18 protein-coding genes are annotated in these 19,792 nt (G+C 61.1%); 14 read left to right on the forward strand and 4 right to left on the reverse strand.

Annotation, left to right across the window (positions count from 1 at the left end):
• Positions 1 to 53: 53 nt before the first annotated feature.
• From C2E19_RS14240 to C2E19_RS14290, 10 genes are all read left to right on the forward strand, one after another.
• A complete protein-coding gene (locus C2E19_RS14240) occupies positions 54 to 1,652 on the forward strand; it encodes a ShlB/FhaC/HecB family hemolysin secretion/activation protein (protein WP_129393321.1) in 1,599 nt (532 codons plus the stop codon).
• 14 nt (positions 1,653 to 1,666) lie between these two features.
• Complete coding sequence (locus C2E19_RS14245; protein WP_129393324.1) at positions 1,667 to 3,463, forward strand: DUF2341 domain-containing protein; 1,797 nt, start codon at positions 1,667 to 1,669, stop codon at positions 3,461 to 3,463.
• 11 nt (positions 3,464 to 3,474) lie between these two features.
• Entirely contained in the window at positions 3,475 to 3,900 is a 426-nt protein-coding gene (locus tag C2E19_RS14250; protein WP_129393327.1) for a biopolymer transporter ExbD, read from the forward strand.
• A gap of 3 nt (positions 3,901 to 3,903) precedes the next feature.
• Positions 3,904 to 4,608: an energy transducer TonB gene (locus C2E19_RS14255; RefSeq protein WP_129393330.1), complete on the forward strand. Its 705-nt coding sequence runs from the start codon at positions 3,904 to 3,906 to the stop codon at positions 4,606 to 4,608.
• 52 nt (positions 4,609 to 4,660) lie between these two features.
• On the forward strand, positions 4,661 to 6,364 hold the full coding sequence (locus C2E19_RS14260) for a putative porin (protein ID WP_129393333.1): 1,704 nt from the start codon (positions 4,661 to 4,663) through the stop codon (positions 6,362 to 6,364).
• A 17-nt stretch (positions 6,365 to 6,381) separates the two neighbouring features.
• On the forward strand, positions 6,382 to 7,011 hold the full coding sequence (locus C2E19_RS14265) for a DNA repair protein (protein ID WP_129393336.1): 630 nt from the start codon (positions 6,382 to 6,384) through the stop codon (positions 7,009 to 7,011).
• Positions 7,012 to 7,028: 17 nt separating this feature from the next.
• Positions 7,029 to 7,499, forward strand: coding sequence for a YbjN domain-containing protein (locus C2E19_RS14270; protein ID WP_129393339.1), 471 nt, complete (start codon positions 7,029 to 7,031; stop codon positions 7,497 to 7,499).
• A complete protein-coding gene (locus C2E19_RS14275; RefSeq protein WP_129393343.1) occupies positions 7,496 to 8,443 on the forward strand; it encodes a peptidylprolyl isomerase in 948 nt (315 codons plus the stop codon). Before C2E19_RS14270 ends, C2E19_RS14275 begins: the two co-directional genes overlap by 4 nt.
• 160 nt (positions 8,444 to 8,603) lie before the next feature.
• Positions 8,604 to 9,581, forward strand: coding sequence for a LysR family transcriptional regulator (locus C2E19_RS14285; protein ID WP_129393349.1), 978 nt, complete (start codon positions 8,604 to 8,606; stop codon positions 9,579 to 9,581).
• Between the two features lie 166 nt (positions 9,582 to 9,747).
• Positions 9,748 to 10,266: a GNAT family N-acetyltransferase gene (locus C2E19_RS14290; protein WP_129393352.1), complete on the forward strand. Its 519-nt coding sequence runs from the start codon at positions 9,748 to 9,750 to the stop codon at positions 10,264 to 10,266.
• Between the two features lies 1 nt (position 10,267).
• Here the strand turns inward: C2E19_RS14290 and C2E19_RS14295 are convergent, their stop codons facing one another.
• Positions 10,268 to 10,960 (reverse strand): aspartate/glutamate racemase family protein, encoded by a 693-nt coding sequence (locus tag C2E19_RS14295; RefSeq protein WP_129393355.1) that lies wholly within the window; start codon positions 10,958 to 10,960, stop codon positions 10,268 to 10,270.
• 207 nt (positions 10,961 to 11,167) lie between these two features.
• Here C2E19_RS14295 and C2E19_RS14300 point away from each other — a divergent pair, with 207 nt between their 5' ends.
• Positions 11,168 to 11,659 (forward strand): hypothetical protein, encoded by a 492-nt coding sequence (locus C2E19_RS14300; protein WP_129393358.1) that lies wholly within the window; start codon positions 11,168 to 11,170, stop codon positions 11,657 to 11,659.
• Positions 11,660 to 11,850: 191 nt separating this feature from the next.
• On the opposite strand, the gene C2E19_RS14305 is transcribed toward C2E19_RS14300, so the two are convergent.
• Together C2E19_RS14305 and ccoN are read right to left on the reverse strand one after the other, a co-directional pair.
• The gene (locus C2E19_RS14305; RefSeq protein ID WP_129396121.1) at positions 11,851 to 12,069 is read right to left on the reverse strand and encodes a cbb3-type cytochrome c oxidase subunit 3; all 219 of its coding nucleotides are present in this window, start codon (positions 12,067 to 12,069) and stop codon (positions 11,851 to 11,853) included.
• Positions 12,070 to 12,087: 18 nt separating this feature from the next.
• Complete coding sequence (ccoN, locus tag C2E19_RS14310; RefSeq protein ID WP_129393361.1) at positions 12,088 to 13,515, reverse strand: cytochrome-c oxidase, cbb3-type subunit I; 1,428 nt, start codon at positions 13,513 to 13,515, stop codon at positions 12,088 to 12,090.
• 339 nt (positions 13,516 to 13,854) lie between these two features.
• On the opposite strand from ccoN, the gene C2E19_RS14320 reads away from it, so the two are divergent.
• The 3 genes from C2E19_RS14320 (at position 13,855) to C2E19_RS14330 (ending at position 17,316) form a co-directional block, all read left to right on the forward strand.
• On the forward strand, positions 13,855 to 15,528 hold the full coding sequence (locus tag C2E19_RS14320; RefSeq protein WP_129393365.1) for a nitrite/sulfite reductase: 1,674 nt from the start codon (positions 13,855 to 13,857) through the stop codon (positions 15,526 to 15,528).
• Entirely contained in the window at positions 15,525 to 16,004 is a 480-nt protein-coding gene (locus C2E19_RS14325; protein WP_129393368.1) for a DUF934 domain-containing protein, read from the forward strand. The genes C2E19_RS14320 and C2E19_RS14325 overlap by 4 nt, the downstream gene beginning before the upstream one ends.
• A gap of 340 nt (positions 16,005 to 16,344) precedes the next feature.
• Positions 16,345 to 17,316, forward strand: coding sequence for a hypothetical protein (locus tag C2E19_RS14330; protein WP_129393372.1), 972 nt, complete (start codon positions 16,345 to 16,347; stop codon positions 17,314 to 17,316).
• A gap of 104 nt (positions 17,317 to 17,420) precedes the next feature.
• Here the strand turns inward: C2E19_RS14330 and C2E19_RS14335 are convergent, their stop codons facing one another.
• Positions 17,421 to 19,781 (reverse strand): tetratricopeptide repeat protein, encoded by a 2,361-nt coding sequence (locus C2E19_RS14335; RefSeq protein WP_129393375.1) that lies wholly within the window; start codon positions 19,779 to 19,781, stop codon positions 17,421 to 17,423.
• Positions 19,782 to 19,792 lie beyond the last annotated feature (11 nt).

Consider the following 19,792-nt stretch of genomic DNA (forward strand, 5'->3'; position numbering starts at 1 on the left):
CATACACGCGGCGTTCGAAACGCCAACAGGTCATCGCGAATTCAGGGGGTAGTGTGGAACCGATTTTCAAGTCACGGCTGGCGCTGTGGGGCTGGCTGCTGGTGACGGCGGGCGCGCAGCCGGCGTTGGCCGAAGAGGGCGCCGAGCAAGCGGCAGCTCAGCGTCTGGTCGATGTCAACGAATACTTCGTGCGCGGCAACACCGTGCTCGATGCGCGTGCCATTGAAGAAGCGGTGTACCCGTTCCTCGGCCCGCAGAAAGCCCTCACGGATATCGAAGGCGCGCGCGACGCGTTGCAAAAAGTTTATCAAGAGCGCGGCTATCAATCGGTGTTCGTCGAGTTGCCCGAGCAAGCGGTTGCCGACGGCATCGTCTACCTGCAAGTCAGCGAAACCAAGGTCGGCCGGGTGCGAGTGGTGGGTGCCAAACACTATTCGCCGCTGGACATCCGCGACAACGTTCCGGCACTGAAAGAAGGCGAGGTGCCGGACTTTGCCAAGGTCCAGGTTGAACTGGCGCAGCTCAATAAAACCCCGGGCCGTCAGGTGATGCCGCTAGTGCGCGAAGGTCAGCGCCCCGGCACCATGGACGTGGATTTGCAGGTCGAAGACCAGAACCCGTGGACCGCCAGCGTCGGCCTCAATAACGATTACAGCGCCGACACGGAAAAGCTGCGCACCGTCACCAGCCTCGGCTACAACAACCTTTGGCAGCTCGGCCACAGCGTCAACCTGACGTTCTTCACCGCGCCGCAGGACACCGACAACGCCAAGGTCTGGTCGGGTTCCTACACCGCGCCGCTGACCGATCGCTGGAGTGTGCAGTTCTCCGGTTACCAGTCCGACAGCAACGTCGCCACCATCGGCGGCAGCAACGTGCTCGGCAAGGGCCACTCCTATGGCCTCTCGGCGATTTATACGTTGCCCTCCAGCGGCAACTGGTCGAACTCGCTGTCGGCCGGCATCGACTTCAAGGACTTCGACGAACGCCTGACCCTGTCCGGCGAGAGCGACAAAGTCCCGCTGCAATACGCACCGTTCACCTTCGCCTACAACGGCTATCGCTACACCGAAAAGAGCCAGCTCGGCCTCGGCCTGAGCCTGGTCGCCGCCACCCGCAGCATCTTCGGCTACGGCAGTTCCGACGAAGACTTCGACTACAAACGCTACCGCGCCAAGCCGAGTTTTGCCGTGGTCAAGGGCGACAGCAATTACACCTGGACCTTCGACAGCGACTGGCAGAGCGCAAGCAAAGCCGCGTTCCAGTTGGCGTCGGGGCCACTGGTTTCCAACGAACAATTCTCTGCCGGCGGCGCCACCTCGGTGCGCGGCTACCTGGCTGCCGAACGCACCGGTGATGACGGCGTGTTGCTCAGCCAGGAAGTACGCACGCCATCGCTGGCCAAGTACGCCGGCACGTGGATGCAGGACTGGCGCTTCTACGCCTTTGCCGAGGGCGCGCAGTTGTATCTGCGCGACGAACTGCCGGATCAGGACGCCAGTTATGCCTTGGCCAGCGTCGGCCTCGGCACCCGCGCCAGCCTGAGCAAATGGCTGTCCGGCAGCCTCGACTGGGGCTACCCGCTACTCGAAGGGCCGAACACCTCGAAACAGGAATCGCGCCTGCACTTCAACCTTCAAGCCACTTTCTGACAAGGAGCACGTTCATGCAGCGCCTCTTCCTTTCGTTGTTGATCTGCCTGGGCTTCGTGCTCCCGGCCACGGCTCAGGCCTGGTGGCAGGACGACTGGCACTACCGCAAACAGATTGCCGTCGACACCACGCCACAAGGCGCGGCGATCAATCAGGCCCTCGGCCGCACCGCGCTGCTGGTGCGCCTGCACACCGGCAACTTCACCTTTGACGGGGTGAAGGAGGACGGTTCGGATCTGCGCTTTGTCGCCGCCGATGACAAGACCGTGCTCAATCATCAGATCGAAAGCTTCGACGCGCTGATGGGCATGGCGCTGATCTGGGTCGATGTGCCGAATGTCGAGGGCGGTCAGCGCCAGGACATCTGGATGTATTACGGCAATCAAAAGGCCCCGGCGACCGGTAACGGCCAACTGACCTTCGACCCGAATTACACCGCGCTGTATCACTTCGAGGGCGCCACCGGCACCCCGGCCAAAGACACCACCGCCTACGGCAACACCGCGCAAAGTGCGACCGGCGCGGCGATTGACGGTGTAGTAGGGCGCGCCTTGCAGTTCAGCGGCCAGCCGTTGTTGCTGCCAGCCAGTCCTTCGTTGCAGCACAACGCCGGCAGTGCGTTCACCTTCAGTGCCTGGTTGCGTCTGGACCAGGCCAATGGCGAGCAACTGATTCTCGCCCGTCGTGAAGGCGCCACCAGCCTGCTGATCGGTGCCAACCAAGGCGTGCCGTTTGTGGAGATCGATGGCCAACGCGCCGTCGCCACGCAAGCGCTGAATCCGGGCCAATGGCAACACGTCGCACTGACCGCTGAAGGCGCGAAAGTCACCCTTTACATCAATGGCCGTGAAGGCGCGACTCTCGCTCAGGCGATGCCGGCTTTCAACTCGGTGATGGCCATCGGCGCCGACCTGCACGAAGGTCCATTCCAGCCGTTCGTAGGCGCCATCGATGAACTGCGCCTGTCGAAAGTCGCCCGTCCGGCGCCGCTGTTGCTGGCCGACGCGACCTCGCAGGGCGCCGAGTCGAAGCTGGTGGCTTACGGTGTCGATGAAGAACAGTCCGGGTTCGGTTTCGGCAGCCTCGGCTTCCTGCTCAACGCCGTGCCGATCGACGCCTGGGTGATCATCGCCGTGCTGGTGCTGATGATGTTTCAGTCGTGGATCATCATGCTGCGCAAGAACCGCACCCTCAGCCGCGTGTCTGCCGCCAACGAAGACTTCCGCGTGCAGTTCGCCAAGGTCGGCACGCGTCTGGAGATGTTCGCCGACGACGCGCAACTCGCCCAGCGCCTGCAGCATTCGTCGCTGTGGCGCCTGTATCTGGTGGCGGTCAAAGAGATTCGCACCCGGCGTGAGCAGGGCGCCGATACCTCGTCGGTTTCCGCAGCGACTATCGAAGCGATCCGCTGCTCGATGGACGGCGTGCGCACCCGCGAAAACCAGCAGCTCAGCTCGAAGCTCTCGACCCTGTCCAACGCCATCGCCGGCGGCCCATACATCGGCCTGCTCGGCACCGTGTTGGGGATCATGGTGGTGTTCCTCGGTACCGCGATGGCCGGCGACGTCAACATCAATGCCATCGCACCCGGTATGGCCGCCGCTTTGCTCGCTACCGCCATGGGTCTGTTCGTCGCGATCCCGGCGCTGTTTGGCTACAACCGCCTGATCACCCGCAACAAGGAAGTCAGCGCCGACATGCGCGTGTTCGTCGACGAGTTCATCACCCGTCTGGCGGAGATGCACGGCGAGAGCCAGTTCAGTGAGGCGTCGCATCGCGGCCATCACGCCAACCACTCCGTACCGGCCTGAGGAGCATTGACATGGCGTCTGTAAATGCCTCCAACGACGATGACGAAGATGCAGCGGTGGACAGCATCAACATCACCCCGCTGGTCGACGTGCTGATGGTGGTGCTGGTGATGTTCATCCTCACCGCGACCGCGCAGGTCTCCGGGATCCAGATCAACCTGCCCAAGGCCAGCGCCGCCGTATCGCTGTCGGAAGCCAAGACCAAGGCGATCTCGGTCAACGATGGCGGCCAGGTGTTCCTCGACGCTTATCCGGTGACCCTGGCCGAGCTGGAAGAACGCCTGCGCATCGAGAAGGCGCAGAGTCCGGACTTCCCGGTGATCGTGCGCGGCGACGCGACGGTGCAATACCAGAAAGTCATCGAAGTGCTGGATCTGTTGCGCCGGCTCGAACTGTCCCAGGTCGGTCTCGTCACCGGCAAACCGAGTCAGGGCTGAGTCATGACCGCACAACTCCCGATCGAGCCGCTGCCGGTGAAAAAGCCCGCGCTGCGTTATGCCAAGTGGGGCGCCGGATTACTGATCGGCGCGCTCGCCGCGTGGTTTCTGTGGCAGTGGGCCAATGACATGAGCGGCATCCGCCGCGAAGCGCCAAAGGTGCCGACGATCATTCCGTTGCCGCCACCGCCACCTCCGCCGCCGGAGAAACCGCCGGAGCCTGAGACCCCGGTGGAAGAAAAAGTCGTCGAACCGGAGCCAACGCCGGAGCCGCAAGAGGTCAAGCCCGAGGAAGAAGCACCGCCATCACCGGCGGACGATCTGGCCAACCCGATGCAAATGGACGGTGACGCGCAATCCGGCAGCGACGCTTTCAACATCGGCGCGGGTAAGGGCGGCGGCATGGCTGGCACTGGCGGCGGGCGTTTGGGCACGGGGACGTATAGCCAGTTTCTGGCGTTCACCTTCCAGCGCTTGCTGCGTGAGAACCCTGAGCTGCGCAACCTCGCGTTCTCGTTGCAGGCCGATGTCTGGCTGAGCAGCGTCGGCGAAATCACCCGGGTCGAGCTGATCAAGTCCAGCGGCAACCCCGACATCGATACGCAAGTGTTGGCCGCGCTGCGCGGTGCGCCGGCCCTCAGCGAACGGCCTCCGGCCTCTATCACTTTGCCTGTGCGCCTGTCCCTGCAAGGGCGGCGTCCGGGTTAACCGAATATTTATTGCCAAGCCTTCAAGCTTTGCCAAAAGGAGTTGTGTGCAGATGATTTCCAACGTGAATCGATTGTCCCTGGCGGTCGGCATGGTCGTTGCGACCCTGGTCGGTCAGGCCGTGGCAGCGCCTGCGCCCGCGCCTTCGGAGAACGCCACGATCAATCTGATCCGCTTGCTGGTCGAGCAGGGCATTTTGAAACAGGACAAGGCTGACGCTTTGATTGCCCAGGCGCAAAACGAAGCCGCCCAAGCCAAGCAGGCTGCGGCGTCCACCGCTGTTGCGGCCGGGCCGGTGGCGGCGCCGGGTGATGTGCGAGTGCAATACGTGCCGGCAGCGGTGCGCGACCAGATCCGCGATCAGGTCAAAGCCGAAGTCATGGCCACCGCCAAACAGGAAAACTGGGCCGCGCCCAACACCTTCCCGGACTGGGCCTCGCGCATCAGTTTTGATGGCGACATTCGTCTGCGTGATGAATCGCGCTACTACTCGGATAACAACAGCAACGAAATCGTCGACTTCGCCAAGCTCAACAACAACGGCCCGTACGACGTAAACCCCAACAGCAGCACCAGCCTGCCGCCGCTGCTCAACACCCGCGAAGACCGCACCAATCAGTTCCGCATCCGCGCGCGGCTTGGCATGAAAGCGGTGATCTCGCCGGAATGGACCGCCGGTATTCGCATCGGCACCGGCTCGGACAACAACCCGGTGTCGACCACGCAAAGCCTCGGCGGCGGGTTCGCCAAGAAGGACATCTGGCTCGATCAGGGTTACCTGAACTGGAAGCCGACGGATGAACTGACCCTGACTGGCGGGCGCTTCGCCAACCCGTTCATGTCCACCGACATGCTCTATTCCAACGACTTGAATTTCGACGGTGTGGCAGCGATTTTCGACCACAAGCTCAACCGCGATTGGGGTGTGTTCGGTACTGTCGGCGCGTTCCCGGTGGATTACACCAACGACACCACCAGCAGCAACGGCTTCGACAAGGAAGAGAGCGACAACAAGTGGTTGTACGGCGCACAAGTCGGCGCCAAGTGGGCGATCAACAGCAACAACCGCCTGAAGGGCGCACTGGCTTACTACCGTTTCGACGACATTCAGGGCGAACGCTCCAGCCCTTGCGAACCGTGGGCCGGCGCGCCGGGTTGCGACAGCGACGGCACCCGCGCGGCGTTCATGCAGAAGGGCAACAGCGTGTTCCTGCTGCGCGATATCACCCCGAACCCGCTCAACCCGAGCACCACGCCACAGCCGCAATTCGTTGGTCTGGCCTCCGAGTTCAACCTGCTGGATCTGAACGTGGTGTGGGATGCCGACTTGCCGGAAGATTTCAAGTTGCGCAGCCAGGGCAACTACATCCACAACCTCAGCTACGACGAAGGCGAGATGCGCAAGCGTTCTGCCGGGCAGATCGTCAACAACCTCGACAGCAACGGCAACATCGAAAGCGGCGCCAATGCATGGATGGTGCAGTTCACCCTCGGCAGCGCGCTGGAGCTGAAGAAGCAGGGCGACTGGAACATGTTCGCCGGCTACAAATACATCCAGCCGGATGCCTTGCCGGACGGCTTCAACGACTCCTCGTTCCACCTCGGCGGCACCAACGCCAAGGGCTACTTCATTGGCGGCAACTACGGTCTGGCGAAGAACGTTTATGCGACGGGTCGCTGGTTGAGCACCGAAGCGGTGTACGGCGCGCCGTTCGACATCGACGTCTTGCAGCTTGAGATCAACACGCGCTTCTAAGGCGCCGGGAGAGGGTTATGAAAACGCGTTTGTTGGGGCTGGGCCTGGGTTTGTTGATCGCCACCGGGGCGAATGCCGAAGGCATGGAAGAGCGCTTGCGCACCCAGTTGCGCAGCACCGCCCAGCAGTTGCAGGCACTGCAAAGCCAGCAGGCCCAGGCCAGCGCTGCACAACTGGCGGCGCAGAACGAGGTCAAGGCGGCGCAGGCGCAAATCAAGCAATTGAGCGCTGAACTGGCCAAGGCCAAAGGCCTCGCCGAGCAGCTTTCCGGGCAGCAACAGAGCCTGCACAGCCAGGCCCAGGCGCAAGTGGCGGCCAGCGCCGAGCAGACCGGCAAGTTCAAGAAAGCCTATGACGACTTGCTGGTGTTGGCCCGTGCCAAAGAAGCAGAACGGTCTAAGCTTCAAGCGCAATTGACTGAACGTGACACACAAGTGCAGCAATGTTCAGTCAAGAATCAGCAGATGTACGGCGTCGCCAAACAGATCCTCACCGCCTACGAAAACATCGATGTGGCCGAGGTGATGAAGATCCGTCAGCCCTTCGCGGGCAGCGCCCGGGTCAAGTTCGATGAACTGGCCCAGGGGTTCGGCGATGACCTTTACAAGACTCAATTCGACGCGCCGCAAGCTGCGCTCTCGCACTGATAGACAAGGAAGAAGTAATGACTCAATTGATCAGCCACGTATCGCCAAAATCCCTGACCGAAGTCCTGCAAGCGGCCGGTTATCGCGTCAACGAAACCGAGCAGAACGGCATCGTCCAGTTGCTCAGCGCCAGCCAGGGCATTGGTTACGCCGTGCGTTTCGGCAACCCGGCGGTGGAGCAGGGCAGCTACGTCGATTTCACTTTCAGCTGTGCGCTCCGCGTGCAGGGTGAGTTGCCGCAGGGTGTGGCCGAGCAGTGGAACGCCACGCGGCGTTTCGCGCGGTTGTCGTTGCAGGGCGAGTTTCTGGTGATGGAAATGGACGTGGTGGTGGCAGCCGGTGTGAGCAACGATCACCTGCGCGGCAATCTGGAATTGTGGGATCGCCTGTTGCAGGAATTCATCGTTTATCTGCGTGATTTCACCCAGGCCGGTGCAGCGCAAACCGCGAAAGTCGCGGTGGCCGAAGAAGAGGAAGTCGCGCTGTGAAAAAGCCTGCCATGGTGATCAGCGCCGCTGCGGTGGCGCTGTTGGTGGTGGCCGTGGCGCTGGTGGTGCGACCGGGCAATGACCCGGTCGCCGCCCAGCAATCGTCGCCGCTGGCGGCGGTTGCCGGCGGGCCGGCGCTGGCACGGTTGGGCAATCAGCAGGTGACGCCGGAGGAGTTGCAGGCGTTGCTCGCAACGGTTCCAGCCGAGACCCGCGAACAATTGCGCGGTAATCGCCAAGCGCTGGAGCGCTGGATCCGGACCCGTCTGGCCGAGAAAGCGGTGTTGGAGCAGGCCGATGCGCAAGGCTGGGCGCAGCGCCCGGACGTGGCGCGACAAACGCGTGCCGCGACCGAGCAGATCGTCTTTCGCGATTATTTGCGTTCGGTCAGCGAGGTGCCGGCGGAGTATCCGAGTGCCGCCGAGTTGCAGCAGGCGTATGACGCCGGCAAGGCGAACTGGCAGACCCCGGCGCTGTATCGGGTCAGTCAGATTTTCCTCGGCGTGAGTGATCCGCAGACTCTGGAAACGGTGCGCAAACAGGCAGCCGAATTGAGCAAAAAAGCTCAGGCGACGCCGGCGGAATTTGCCGCACTGGCGACTCAATATTCGCAGGATCGCGTCACTGCTGAACGCGGTGGTGATAGCGGTCTGCAACCTTTGCAGCAATTGGTGCCGGAAGTGCGTGGCGCCGTGGCACGGCTCAAGGTCGGTGCGGTTTCCGATCCGCTGCAAAGTGCTGCCGGGTTTCATGTGATCAAACTCACCGAGCAACAACCGGCGCGCACTGCGACCCTCGATGAACTGCGCGATCAACTGACCCAGGCCTTGCGTGCGCAACGTCAGGAGCAAATCGCCCAGGCCTACCTGGACGGCATGCTCAACACCGCGACGTTGAGTATCGATGGCGCTGAACTGAACAAAGTCCTCGAGGAAAAACACTGATTACACCTACACAACAACCCCTGTGGGAGCGAGCCTGCTCGCGAAAGCGTCTGCACATTCAACACTTGCGGTGACTGACGCACCGCTTTCGCGAGCAGGCTCGCTCCCACAGGGGCATTCATGGACATTCATAAATACAAAGATCGACAGGGAGTCATCGATGTCATTCACCGAACCCGCAGGACGACAGGGCAGCGCCGAGTATCGTTGGGCGCAGGACAAGGGCGATTCCTGGCTGATACAGGCTGCCGCGATCGATGGCGATATTGCGCAGTATTTTCTGGTCAGTGCCCGCTGTGGCTGTTTCATGCAGGCGGCGCGTAGCCTCAATGTGCGTTCGACCCTGCTGCGCAAACAGCTGGCGCAACTTGAACAGGAACTCGAGCATTCACTGTTCAGCTTTCAAGGCAGCGCCTTGAGCCTGACCCGTGAAGGCCAACAACTGCAGGCCAAACTCGTCGCGCTGGCCAACGAACGCAAACTGCCGGTGATCGAACAACCATTGATTCGCCTCGCCGTCGCCGAGTCGATCCTGCACGACATCCTCGGCCGCGACCTCATCGCACTGCTGCGCCGCAACGCCAGCGTGCGCCTGGAAATCATCGCGCTGGACAGCGAACTGTCGCTGCGTGCAGTGAGTGCCGACATCGTCCTGTGGCTGGCCCACGGCGATACGCCTTACCCCGGGCCGACGTTCGCCATTGGCAAACCGCAACGCCTGGCGAAGCTTGATTACCTGCCTCACATTGCCAAGCGCTACTCCCGCGTCACCGCACGCCCGGACACCCCCGACGACCTCGCTGACTTCATGCTCGTGCAATGGCAGCACGACCGGCAGATCGACAGCTTCCGGCCGTGGAATGAACTGGTCGAGCAGCGTCTGGCCGGGGTGGTGCAGATGCAGTCCTACGAATTGATGCTGGAGATGATCCGTTGCAGCGCCTGCATCGGGTTGTTGCCGGCTTACATGAGCCGCTTCGATCGGGGCCTGATCGCGCTGCCGGGGCTGTTCGCTGAACCGATGCAATTGCAGGCCTGGCTGGCGGTGAATGCCGAATCGCAAGAGATCGCCGAAGTGCAAACTCTGCTGGACCTCATCCACCACACCTTCAACGAACGCCACGAATGGTTCGAATAACCACCCCTGTAGGAGCTGCCGCAGGCTGCGATCTTTTGATCTGTTTTTTCTAAAATTAAAAATCAAGATCAAAAGCTCGCAGCCTGCGGCAGCTCCTACCGTTTGTATGTGTTGAGGTGGGCGGTTTAGAGTGGACGGCCACACATCGATCCAGGAAGGATCAGCCATGCCAGAGCACAATCCCGCCATTCACCTCGAGCGTTTCAACGAATCGCACATCGAGGGCATCACCGCGCTCTACAACGATCCGGCCGTGGCACGGCAGGTGTTGCAGATGCCGTTTCAGTCCACCGAGGTCTGGCGGCAACGCCTGCTGGCAGACAATGAACGCGCGGTGAAACTGGTGGCGCTGCATCAGGGCGTGGTGATCGGCAATCTCGGCCTCGAAGCCCACTCGCGGATGCGCCGGGCGCACGCCGGCAGTTTCGGCATGGCGGTCGCGGTCGCGTGGCAGGGCAAAGGCGTGGGTTCGCAGCTGTTGGCGGCGGCGCTGGACGTCGCCGACAACTGGATGAATCTGCACCGCGTCGAACTCACGGTCTATGCCGATAACGAAGCGGCCATCGGTCTCTATCAGAAATTCGGTTTCGAAACCGAAGGCCTGTTCCGCGACTACGCCGTGCGCGACGGGCAATGGGTCGACACCCTGAGCATGGCCCGCCTGCGCACTCGTCCGAAAACCTGAGTCAGTCGCCGAGCGCGAACGCCACCGCCGACTGCGCATGCAGTTCGGTGGTGTCGAGCAGGGGCAGGGCGCTGTGTTCAGGTTTGATCAGCATGCCGATTTCGGTGCAGCCGAGGATAATTGCCTGGGCGCCACGCGCGGTCAGCGATTCGATCACCCGCTGATAGATTTGCCGCGACGGTTCACTGATCACGCCGACACAGAGTTCGTCGTAGATGATCCGGTGCACGTCCTTGCGCTCGGCTTCGTCCGGCACCAGCACCGTCAACCCCTGAGCGATCAGGCGTTGCTTGAGGAAATCCTGCTCCATGGTGAACGCCGTGCCAAGCAGGCCTACGGTGCGCGCGTCAATGGCCAGCGCGGCGTGTGCAGCCGGTTCGGCAATGTGCAGGAATGGAATACTGATCGCTGCCTGAATCTGCTCCGCCACCTTGTGCATGGTGTTGGTACACAGCACCACACACTCCGCACCGCCGGCTTCAAGGCTGCGCGCGGCCTTCACCAGAATCGCCGCCGCATCATCCCAACGCCCGGCGTGCTGAGCCTGTTCGACCGGGCCGAAGTCGACGCTGTACATGAGCATCTGCGCCGAACGCAGCGGGCCGAGACGATCCCGGACCTGTTGGTTGATCAGGCGATAATATTCGGCGCTGGACTCCCAGCTCATGCCGCCGATAAGGCCGATGGTGCGCATTGGATTTCCTCTGGCAAATGTCGGTGTCGAACGTTCAGCTCTGCCCGCAGTTTCCTTCTGTTCGCGGTGCGATGCCAGCGGCCACTGACTGTACCGTCGATCTTTCACTCAGGTGTGCTGCTTCAGCGCGATTCGCAGCTTAAACGTACGCCGTGACCGGGATCTGCCACTATTACGGTTCGCAGGTCCTTTACGAGGAACACCGCAATGAACGACGTACAGCAACTGGGCGAGATGCTTCGTCACTATGCCGAAAGTGAAGCGCACAAGAAGCAACTGTTCGAAACGCAATCTGCGGCATGGGCCAGTCGCATTACCGCGCTGTTCGGGCAGATTCAGCAATGGCTGGAACCGGTGCAGGCGCCGCACCTGCTGGAGGTGCACCGTGAGGCTTACGTGGCTTTCGGGCCAAGCGCACCGGTGGAAACCTCGACCTTCAAGACGGAAAAGCTGAGCATCGTGATTGCCGGCAAACCGGTGGAGTTCGTGCCCGATGTGATGGGCAGTGCAGGGCAGATCTCCTTGGCGGTGATGGGCCTGACGGCAGCGCGCTATGGCAGCATTTCCCTGGTCGGCCTGCCGGATGGCGAGTGGCAATGGCGCAAGACCAATGGGCTGAAGGATCCGGATACATTTGCCTTTGATGCGAACTTTCTGGCGCAGCAGTTGCAGAGTTTGATTCCGCGCGAACGCGGTTAGGATCAAGAGCTTACCCCCTCACCCCAACCCTCTCCCCCAGGGGGGCGAGGGGGAAAGGGGGCAGACCGAGTGTTGTTCAAAACCTGAGTTCGACTTGATATTTCAGGTCGACGTAACACGAGCAAACAACTCGGTCAGTTCCCTCGCCCTCCGGGAGAGGGCTAGGGTGAGGGCAGCCTACCTGACACGCCTCACATCTCTAGATTGATCCAGCCCGGCTTCGCCACCTCCGGCGCCACCGCTTTCACCGGTTTACCCGTGGCCAGCTCAACCCGCCGTGCCACCTCCGGGTCATCGGCAAACGGCACCATGCTCGCCTCATCCAGACTATCCGCCGTCTCGCGCCGCAAGCAGTACTCGACCGCCAGCCACAGAAACACCACGCCCAGCACATTGAAAAAAATATCCATCACGTCCGGCTCCCTGCCTCAGGCGATCTGCGCTTCACGGTGGGCCAGCGCCACGTCGGCAACCCGCACCGTGCGCCAGACGTTGTAAGCCATCAGCAACATCCCGGTGAGGAAGAATACCCCGCCGGCAAAGCGCACGATGAACCCTGGATGACTGGCCTGCAGCGCTTCGACAAACGAATAGGTCAGCGTGCCGTCTTCGTTGATCGCCCGCCACATCAGGCCCTGGGTGATGCCGTTGACCCACATCGAGGCGATGTACAAAACGGTGCCAATGGTTGCCAGCCAGAAGTGCAGGTTGATCAGCGGCGTGCTGTACATCTGCTCGCGGCCAAAGACTTTCGGCACCATGTGATAGGTCGCGCCGAAGGTAATCATCGCCACCCAGCCCAACGCCCCGGCGTGCACGTGGCCGATGGTCCAGTCGGTGTAGTGGGAGAGGGCGTTGACGGTCTTGATCGCCATCATCGGCCCTTCGAATGTCGACATGCCGTAGAACGCCAGCGACAACACGAGGAAGCGCAAAATCGGGTCAGTGCGCAACTTATGCCAGGCACCGGACAAGGTCATCATGCCGTTGATCATCCCGCCCCAGCTTGGTGCCAGCAGGATCAGCGACATGGCCATGCCCAGCGATTGCGCCCAGTCCGGCAGCGCGGTGTAGTGCAAATGGTGCGGGCCGGCCCAAATGTACAGGGTGATCAGCGCCCAGAAGTGCACGATCGACAACCGGTACGAATACACCGGCCGATTGACTTGTTTCGGCACGAAGTAATACATCATCCCGAGGAACCCGGTGGTGAGGAAAAAGCCCACCGCGTTGTGCCCATACCACCACTGCACCATCGCATCGGTGGCGCCGGCATACACCGGATATGACTTGAACCAGTCGACCGGGATCGACAGGTGATTGACCACATGGAGCATGGCGATCACCAGAATGAACGCGCCGAAAAACCAGTTACCGACGTAGATGTGTTTGGTCTTGCGCTGCACCACGGTGGTGAAGAACACCACGGCATAGGCGACCCAAACGACGGCCATCCACACCGCGCCGGAGAACTCGATCTCGGCGTATTCCTTGGTGGTGGTGTAGCCCATCGGCAAGGTGATCAGCATGATCACGATCACCGATTGCCAGCCCCAGAAGGTGAACGCGGCGAGGGTGTCGGAATACAGCCGCACCTGGCAGGTGCGCTGCACCGCGTAGTAACTCGCAGCGAATTGTGCGCTGCCGGCGAAGCCGAAAATCACCAGGCTGGTGTGCAAAGGGCGCAAGCGGCCGAAAGTGGTCCATGGCAGGTCCAGGTTCATCTCCGGCCACACCAGTTGCGAGGCGATCAACACGCCCATCGCCATGCCCACCACACCCCAGAAAATCGTCGCAATGACGAATTGGCGGACGACCTTGTAGTTATAAGCCTGTCCGATTGTTGCTGTGCTCATCGTCAGTTCATCCACGGTTGCAAAGTCTTGCCAGGCCACCCGGTCTGGCATGAGCTGCACTGTAGAAACCCCGCCGGAAACAAAACAGGCTCAGGAATTGTTCATTTGTGCGGATCAGATTGAAGTGCTGGCTGCGGCGTTCTGCCGCGCCCTGATATGGTTTTTATCGCTTCAGGTGAATCTGTAACGTGCTGCGCTGCTTCGTCATAGTGCTCTGAAGAAAACTGTGGGAGCGAGCCTGCTCGCGAATGCGGTGTGTCAGGCAACTGCATTGTTGTCTGACACACCGCATTCGCGAGCAGGCTCGCTCCCACAGGAATAACTGATGAGGTGGCAGGCATGTATCAATACGATGATTACGACCGCGCGCTGGTGTTCGAGCGCGTCGCGCAGTTTCGCGATCAGGTCGAGCGCTTCATGGCTGGGGAATTGAGCGAAGAGGAGTTCCTGCCGCTGCGCCTGCAAAACGGCCTGTACCTGCAAAAACACGCGTACATGCTGCGGGTGGCGATTCCCTACGGCACACTCAGCGCCGAGCAGATGCGCACATTGGCGAGCATTGCCAGCGATTACGACCGCGGTTACGGCCACTTCACCACGCGGCAGAACATGCAGTTCAACTGGATCGAACTGGCCGAGGTGCCGGACATCCTCGAACGCCTTGCGCAGGTCAACATGCACGCGATCCAGACCTCCGGCAACTGCGTGCGCAACATCACCACCGAGGCGTTTGCCGGGGTCGCGGCAGATGAGCTGATTGACCCGCGACCGCTGGCCGAGATCCTCCGGCAGTGGTCGACGATCAACCCGGAGTTCCTGTTTCTGCCGCGTAAATTCAAGATCGCCATCTGCTCGGCGAAGCAGGATCGCGCGGCGATCATGATGCACGACATCGGCCTCTATCTTTACCCCGCTCGCGACGGGCAAATGCTCCTGCGGGTGATCGTCGGCGGTGGTTTGGGGCGTACGCCGATCCTCGGTTTGCAAATCCGCGAAGGTTTGCCGTGGCAGCATCTGCTGTCGTACGTCGAGGCCGTTTTGCGCGTGTACAACCGTCATGGTCGGCGCGACAACAAGTACAAGGCGCGAATCAAGATACTGGTCAAGGCACTCGGTATCGAGGCGTTCGCCAGGGAAGTCGAAGAGGAATGGCAGCACCTCAAGGACGGTCCGGCGCAGTTGACCGAGACTGAATACCAGCGGGTCGCCAGTGCCTTCGTACCGCCAACTTACCGCGTGCTGGCCGACACCGATCTGGATTTCGGCACGCGCCTGGCCGATAGCCCGGCGTTCGCGCGTTGGGTCGCGCGCAATGTGCAGCCGCACAAGGTGGCGGGTTACACCAGTGTGGTGCTGTCGACCAAACCGGGCATGGCTTCGCCGCCGGGGGACGTCACCGGTGCGCAGATGCTGGCGGTGGCCGACTGGTCGCAGCGTTTCGGTTTCGGCGAGATTCGTATTGCCCACGAGCAGAACATCGTTCTCCCGGATGTGCCGAAATCCGACCTGCATGCCCTGTGGCAACTGGCGTGTAAACACGATCTGGGCAGCGCTAACGTCGGCTTGCTCACCGACATCATTGCCTGCCCCGGCGGCGATTTCTGCGCCTTGGCGAATGCCAAGTCGATCCCGATTGCCCAGGCGATCCAGGCACGTTTCGATAACCTCGATTACCTGCATGATCTGGGCGATATCAGCCTGAACATCTCCGGTTGCATGAACGCTTGCGGTCATCACCACATCGGCAATATCGGCATCCTCGGCGTCGACAAGAATGGCAGCGAGTGGTACCAGATCACCCTGGGCGGCGCACAGGGCAAAAACAGTGCGCTGGGTAAGGTGATCGGCCCGTCGTTCAGCGCCGCCGAGGTGCCGCAGGTGATCGAGCGGATCATCGGCACGTTCGTGCGCTATCGCGAAAGTGAGGAATTGTTTGTCGATACCCTCGCGCGGATCGGCCTCGAGCCGTTCAAGGAACGGGTGTACCCGAAGACGCTGGAGGCGACGGCATGAACAATTTGCTGCGACTGGAGCAGGGTTTGGCGCGGCTGGTGCACGATGATCCGTGGACGCTGGTGCGTGATCCTTTGGCGGCCAGGCCTTCGGGGCTGCAGATTTTGCCCCTGGCGCATTGGCTGCAATCGCCCGCGACCCACGCCGTGTGGCTCGGCCCGGACGATGAAGTGGAAAGTCTGGTGCCGTGGCTGGGTTCGTTGCCGCTGATCGCGCTGGATTTCCCGAGTTTTCGTGATGGTCGGGCGTATAGCCAGGCCTATCTGCTGCGCAGTCGTTTTGGCTGGACCGGCGAGTTGCGCGCGATTGGCGATGTGTTGCGCGATCAGCTCAGCCACATGCGCCAGTGCGGTTTTGACAGTTTTGCCGTGCGTGAGGACAAGTCTGCCGAGGATGCACTGAAGGGGTTGGCTGGCATGAGCGTGCTCTACGGCCGCTCAGTTATCGAACCGCGCCCACTTTTCCGAAGACGCTGACGCTTTAAAAGATCGCAGCCTGCGGCAGCTCCTACAGGGATCATGCCGTGCTTTAGTGGCGAGGGGGCTTGCCCCCGTCAGGCTACGAAGTAGCCTCTGTCCCCGGTACATGCGGTGTGTCAGTCATTTGACAGCAACCGGGTTTGCGACTGCTGCGCAGCCGAACGGGGGCAAGCCCCCTCGCCACAGAGGTTTTATGTCGTTATTACGCACCGGGGAAACCCTTAGAAACCTCATGAATTGGGCATTTTCCCTTGGGTCAGTGATGGCCTTTTGGTAGAGTCGCCGTCGCCAGCGGGTTTTCGGCTGGACGATGGAACCGAAGAAGGGAGTCTGATCAGTGAGTCCGGGCAAAAAAATCCTCGGTCTCACAGCATTGCTGTTAATGGTGACGCTGTGGGCCAGTTACTTTTATGTGTTCAAGGAAAGCCGCGACGGTCAGCTCGGCGCTGCCGGCGAAAGTACCGCGTGGTGCGGCACGCCGCCGACCAACGAAGCGGCGTTGCTGGGCAAGGATCAACTGACCTTGCGCGTCACCAACAACCTGCGCGGCGAGTTCATGCTCAGCGGTTCGCTGGTGGTCTCCGAACGCACCTTCAACCGTTATGACCTCAGCCGCAACGAACTGCGCCTGCGTCTGGAACCGTTGCAGTGGACCTACGGCGCCACACCGATCTTCCTCGAACAAGTGAAGCTCCAGCCACTGAGTCGCAACCTCTCGGCGACCAACAAAAGTGCCTACACGCAACTCGAATCCCGCCCGATCGGCGTTCAGGGCCAGGTCAGCGAATTCCCGTTCGACACTTATCGCTACGGCTACAAACCGGTGCTCTATTACCTCAAGGGCAGCGAACGCATCGACCTGCGTTTCAAGAACATCACCACGCTGATGGAGATGTCCAATACTTTCACGCCGATCCAGAAGTACAACCGCGTCGATTACATCAACGAGCAGAACCCGATGATCCGCGACGAAGATTACAAGGCCTACGGGCCGCACGAATGTGCCTTCAGCGTCGAGCGCAAAGCTTCGTTCAAGATGGTCGTGCTGATGCTTCTGCTGGTGCTGTGCCTGCCGCTGATGCTGGTGTTCTATCGCGACGCGCCAGGGATCGATTTCCTTGCCACACTGGTCGGCGTTGCCGTGGTGCGCGGGCTGTTGATCGGGCCGGTGCAGGACTTCCAGCTGTACAACATCGATTTCCTGTTTGGCGCGGCGATATTGATGGTCGGCACGGTGTCGCTGATCAAGGCGATGCGCATCCACAGCCGCCGCGAAATCGCCCTGCGCAGCGGCGAATCCTCCTGGTAAAACCCATACCCCTGTAGGAGCTGCCGCAGGCTGCGATCTGTTGATCTTAAAGACCAACATCAACAGATCGCAGCCTGCGGCAGCTCCTACAGGGGGGGTGTGGGTTATTTCAGGGCGGGATCGCCCATGTTCATTTTCTTCCAGCCCTGCAGCAGTATTTGTGCCTTGGGTTCCTGCCCGCTGTCGAGATACCACTGGATCAGCGACAACCGTGCATTGCGGTTCGCCGGTTGCGCCTTGAGCAAGCCTTCGAGGATGGCGCAGGCCTCATCGACCTTGCCACTTTCATGCAGCGCCACCGCCAGCACATACCCGTATTGGGCGTTCTGCGGCTCCAGTTGTGCGGCTTTGCGCAGCGGTGCCATGGCCTCGCCAGCCTTGCCGGCGCGGATCAGCGATAACCCTTGAGTGTGCTGCAACAACGCTGCGTCCGGGTGTTCCTTGAGGCTGTCAGCCAGCAGTTTTTGCGCTTCACCACCGCGACCATTGCTCTCCAGCCATTGCACCAGGGTCACCAGCGCCGGGTAGAAGTCCGCATCGCGCTTGAGCGCCGAGCGCAGCAAGCCTTCGACCTCGCCACTGCGGCCACTGGCCTGATAGAGCATTGCCAGGTTCAGATTGGCTTCGGCGCGTTCCAGCAGGCTTTTCTGTACCGCCTCGTATTCGCCAATCGCCGCTTGCCAATTGGCTTGCGCAGTGCCCAGGCCGTTCCGCGCGACACTGAGTAGATCCCGCGCGGCAACAATGCGCACGGCTTTCACCGGATCGGCCAGCAACGGTGTCAGCAGCGGCGCGCGTTCCGGTGGCGGGAGGAACGCACTGATCGCCCGCACCGCACTTTCGCGAACCTGAGGCTGCGGATTTTTCAGGTCCTGTGTCGCCAGTTTCAAGGCCTGTTCACTTGGATACAGCGGCAGTTCCGCGAGCAACGTTGCGCGCTGGATTGCCGGCAGATCGCTGCGTTGTAACTGCTGATATAGCGCGTCGGCAGCGCCGGGCTGGCCATTGCGGATCAGCCACAGGCTTTCGTCGTAGCGCGGCGCCTGCACAGCGGTGGAGGCGCTCCACAGCTTGAATTGCGCGATGACCTTGTCGCCGGCCTTGCCCTGGTGACAGGTCAGGCAGGCGTCCGGCGTGCCGAGCTTCTGCGCGCGTTCCGGGTTGGGAATGCTGAAGCTGTGGTCATGCCGGAAGTCGTTGCCCATGTAGAACTTGCCGGGCATGTGACAATCGACGCACTGCGAACCGGGTTGGCCCATGGTGTGCCGGGTGTGTTCGATGGAGTCGTAGTTCTTCGCTTGCAGGCCTTTGCCGTCAACGCCTTCGACCGAAGTCTTGCCGGCCGTGTTGTGACATTGCAGGCACACCGCGTTGCCGGGTGCTTTCAGTTCGCTGCTGTGCGGGTTGTGGCAATTGCTGCAACGCACCCCCTTGTCGAACATTTTGCTTTGCAGGAACGAGCCGTGTTCGAACACTTCATCCTTGATCTTGCCGTCCAGCGCATACAGTTCGCGGGTGAGGGTGCTTGGCAGGTAATCGTCCATCAAGCGCTTGCCGACCGTGTAGCCATCGCCCAGCGGCGCGCGCCGCGCATGGCAGCGGGCGCAGGTTTCGATTTCGACCGTAGCGTTTTTATCCTTGAGATCGACGTCGAAACCCTGATGGATCAAATCGGTTTTTTTCGCCGTCCATTCGAGGTGATTGGACGCCGGTCCGTGACAGGCCTGACAGCCGACACCGAGACTGTTCCACTGGCTGTTGAATGTGTTGCTCGCGGCATCGAAATGGCGCTTGAAACCGGTGGTGTGGCACTCGACGCACATGAAGTTGGCGTTCTGGCTCGGCTTGCTCCAGTGCAGCGGATTCTTGAAGTTGACGCCCTGGCCGGGATAGAGGTGGAACCAGCGATGCTTCTCGGTATCCCACGCCACACCGAGCGCCTGCAAGCGGCCTTCGCCGACCTCGATCAAGTATTGCTGCAACGGTGCAATGCCGAAGGTGTAGGCGACTTTGAAGTCGGCATTCTTGCCGTCGATGCCCGGCGTGTTGACCCAGAACTGATCGCCCTTGCGCGAGAAACGTGTGGTCTCGTTTTCGGCTTTGAAGGTGATGTTGTTGAAATCGCCGAGCATCGTTTCAGCGTTCGCCGGCTGCATCGCCAACTGGTGATGCGAGCCTTGCCAGTCCTTGACCTGTCCGGTGTGGCAGCCCTGGCATTGTTGTTCGTCGACCATCGTTGCCGGTTGCAGTGCGACCGGTTGCGGCTTGGGCGGCGTTGGTGCAGGCGCGCTGATCGGCGCCACCTTGGTCGGCTTTGTCGCCGGAGCCGGGCTGAACAGAAACCAGCCGATACCCGCTACAGCGGCCAGCAACACACCGATGGTGATCGGGAACAGGTACTTTGAAAGTGGAGATCGAGTCGAATCAGGGTCAGGTTGTGCTGCTTTATTTTTATGCTTGGGCATTGCGACTTCCG

This window comes from Pseudomonas sp. DTU12.3 (assembly GCF_004124275.1).
Taxonomy (GTDB): Bacteria; Pseudomonadota; Gammaproteobacteria; order Pseudomonadales; family Pseudomonadaceae; genus Aquipseudomonas; species Aquipseudomonas helmanticensis.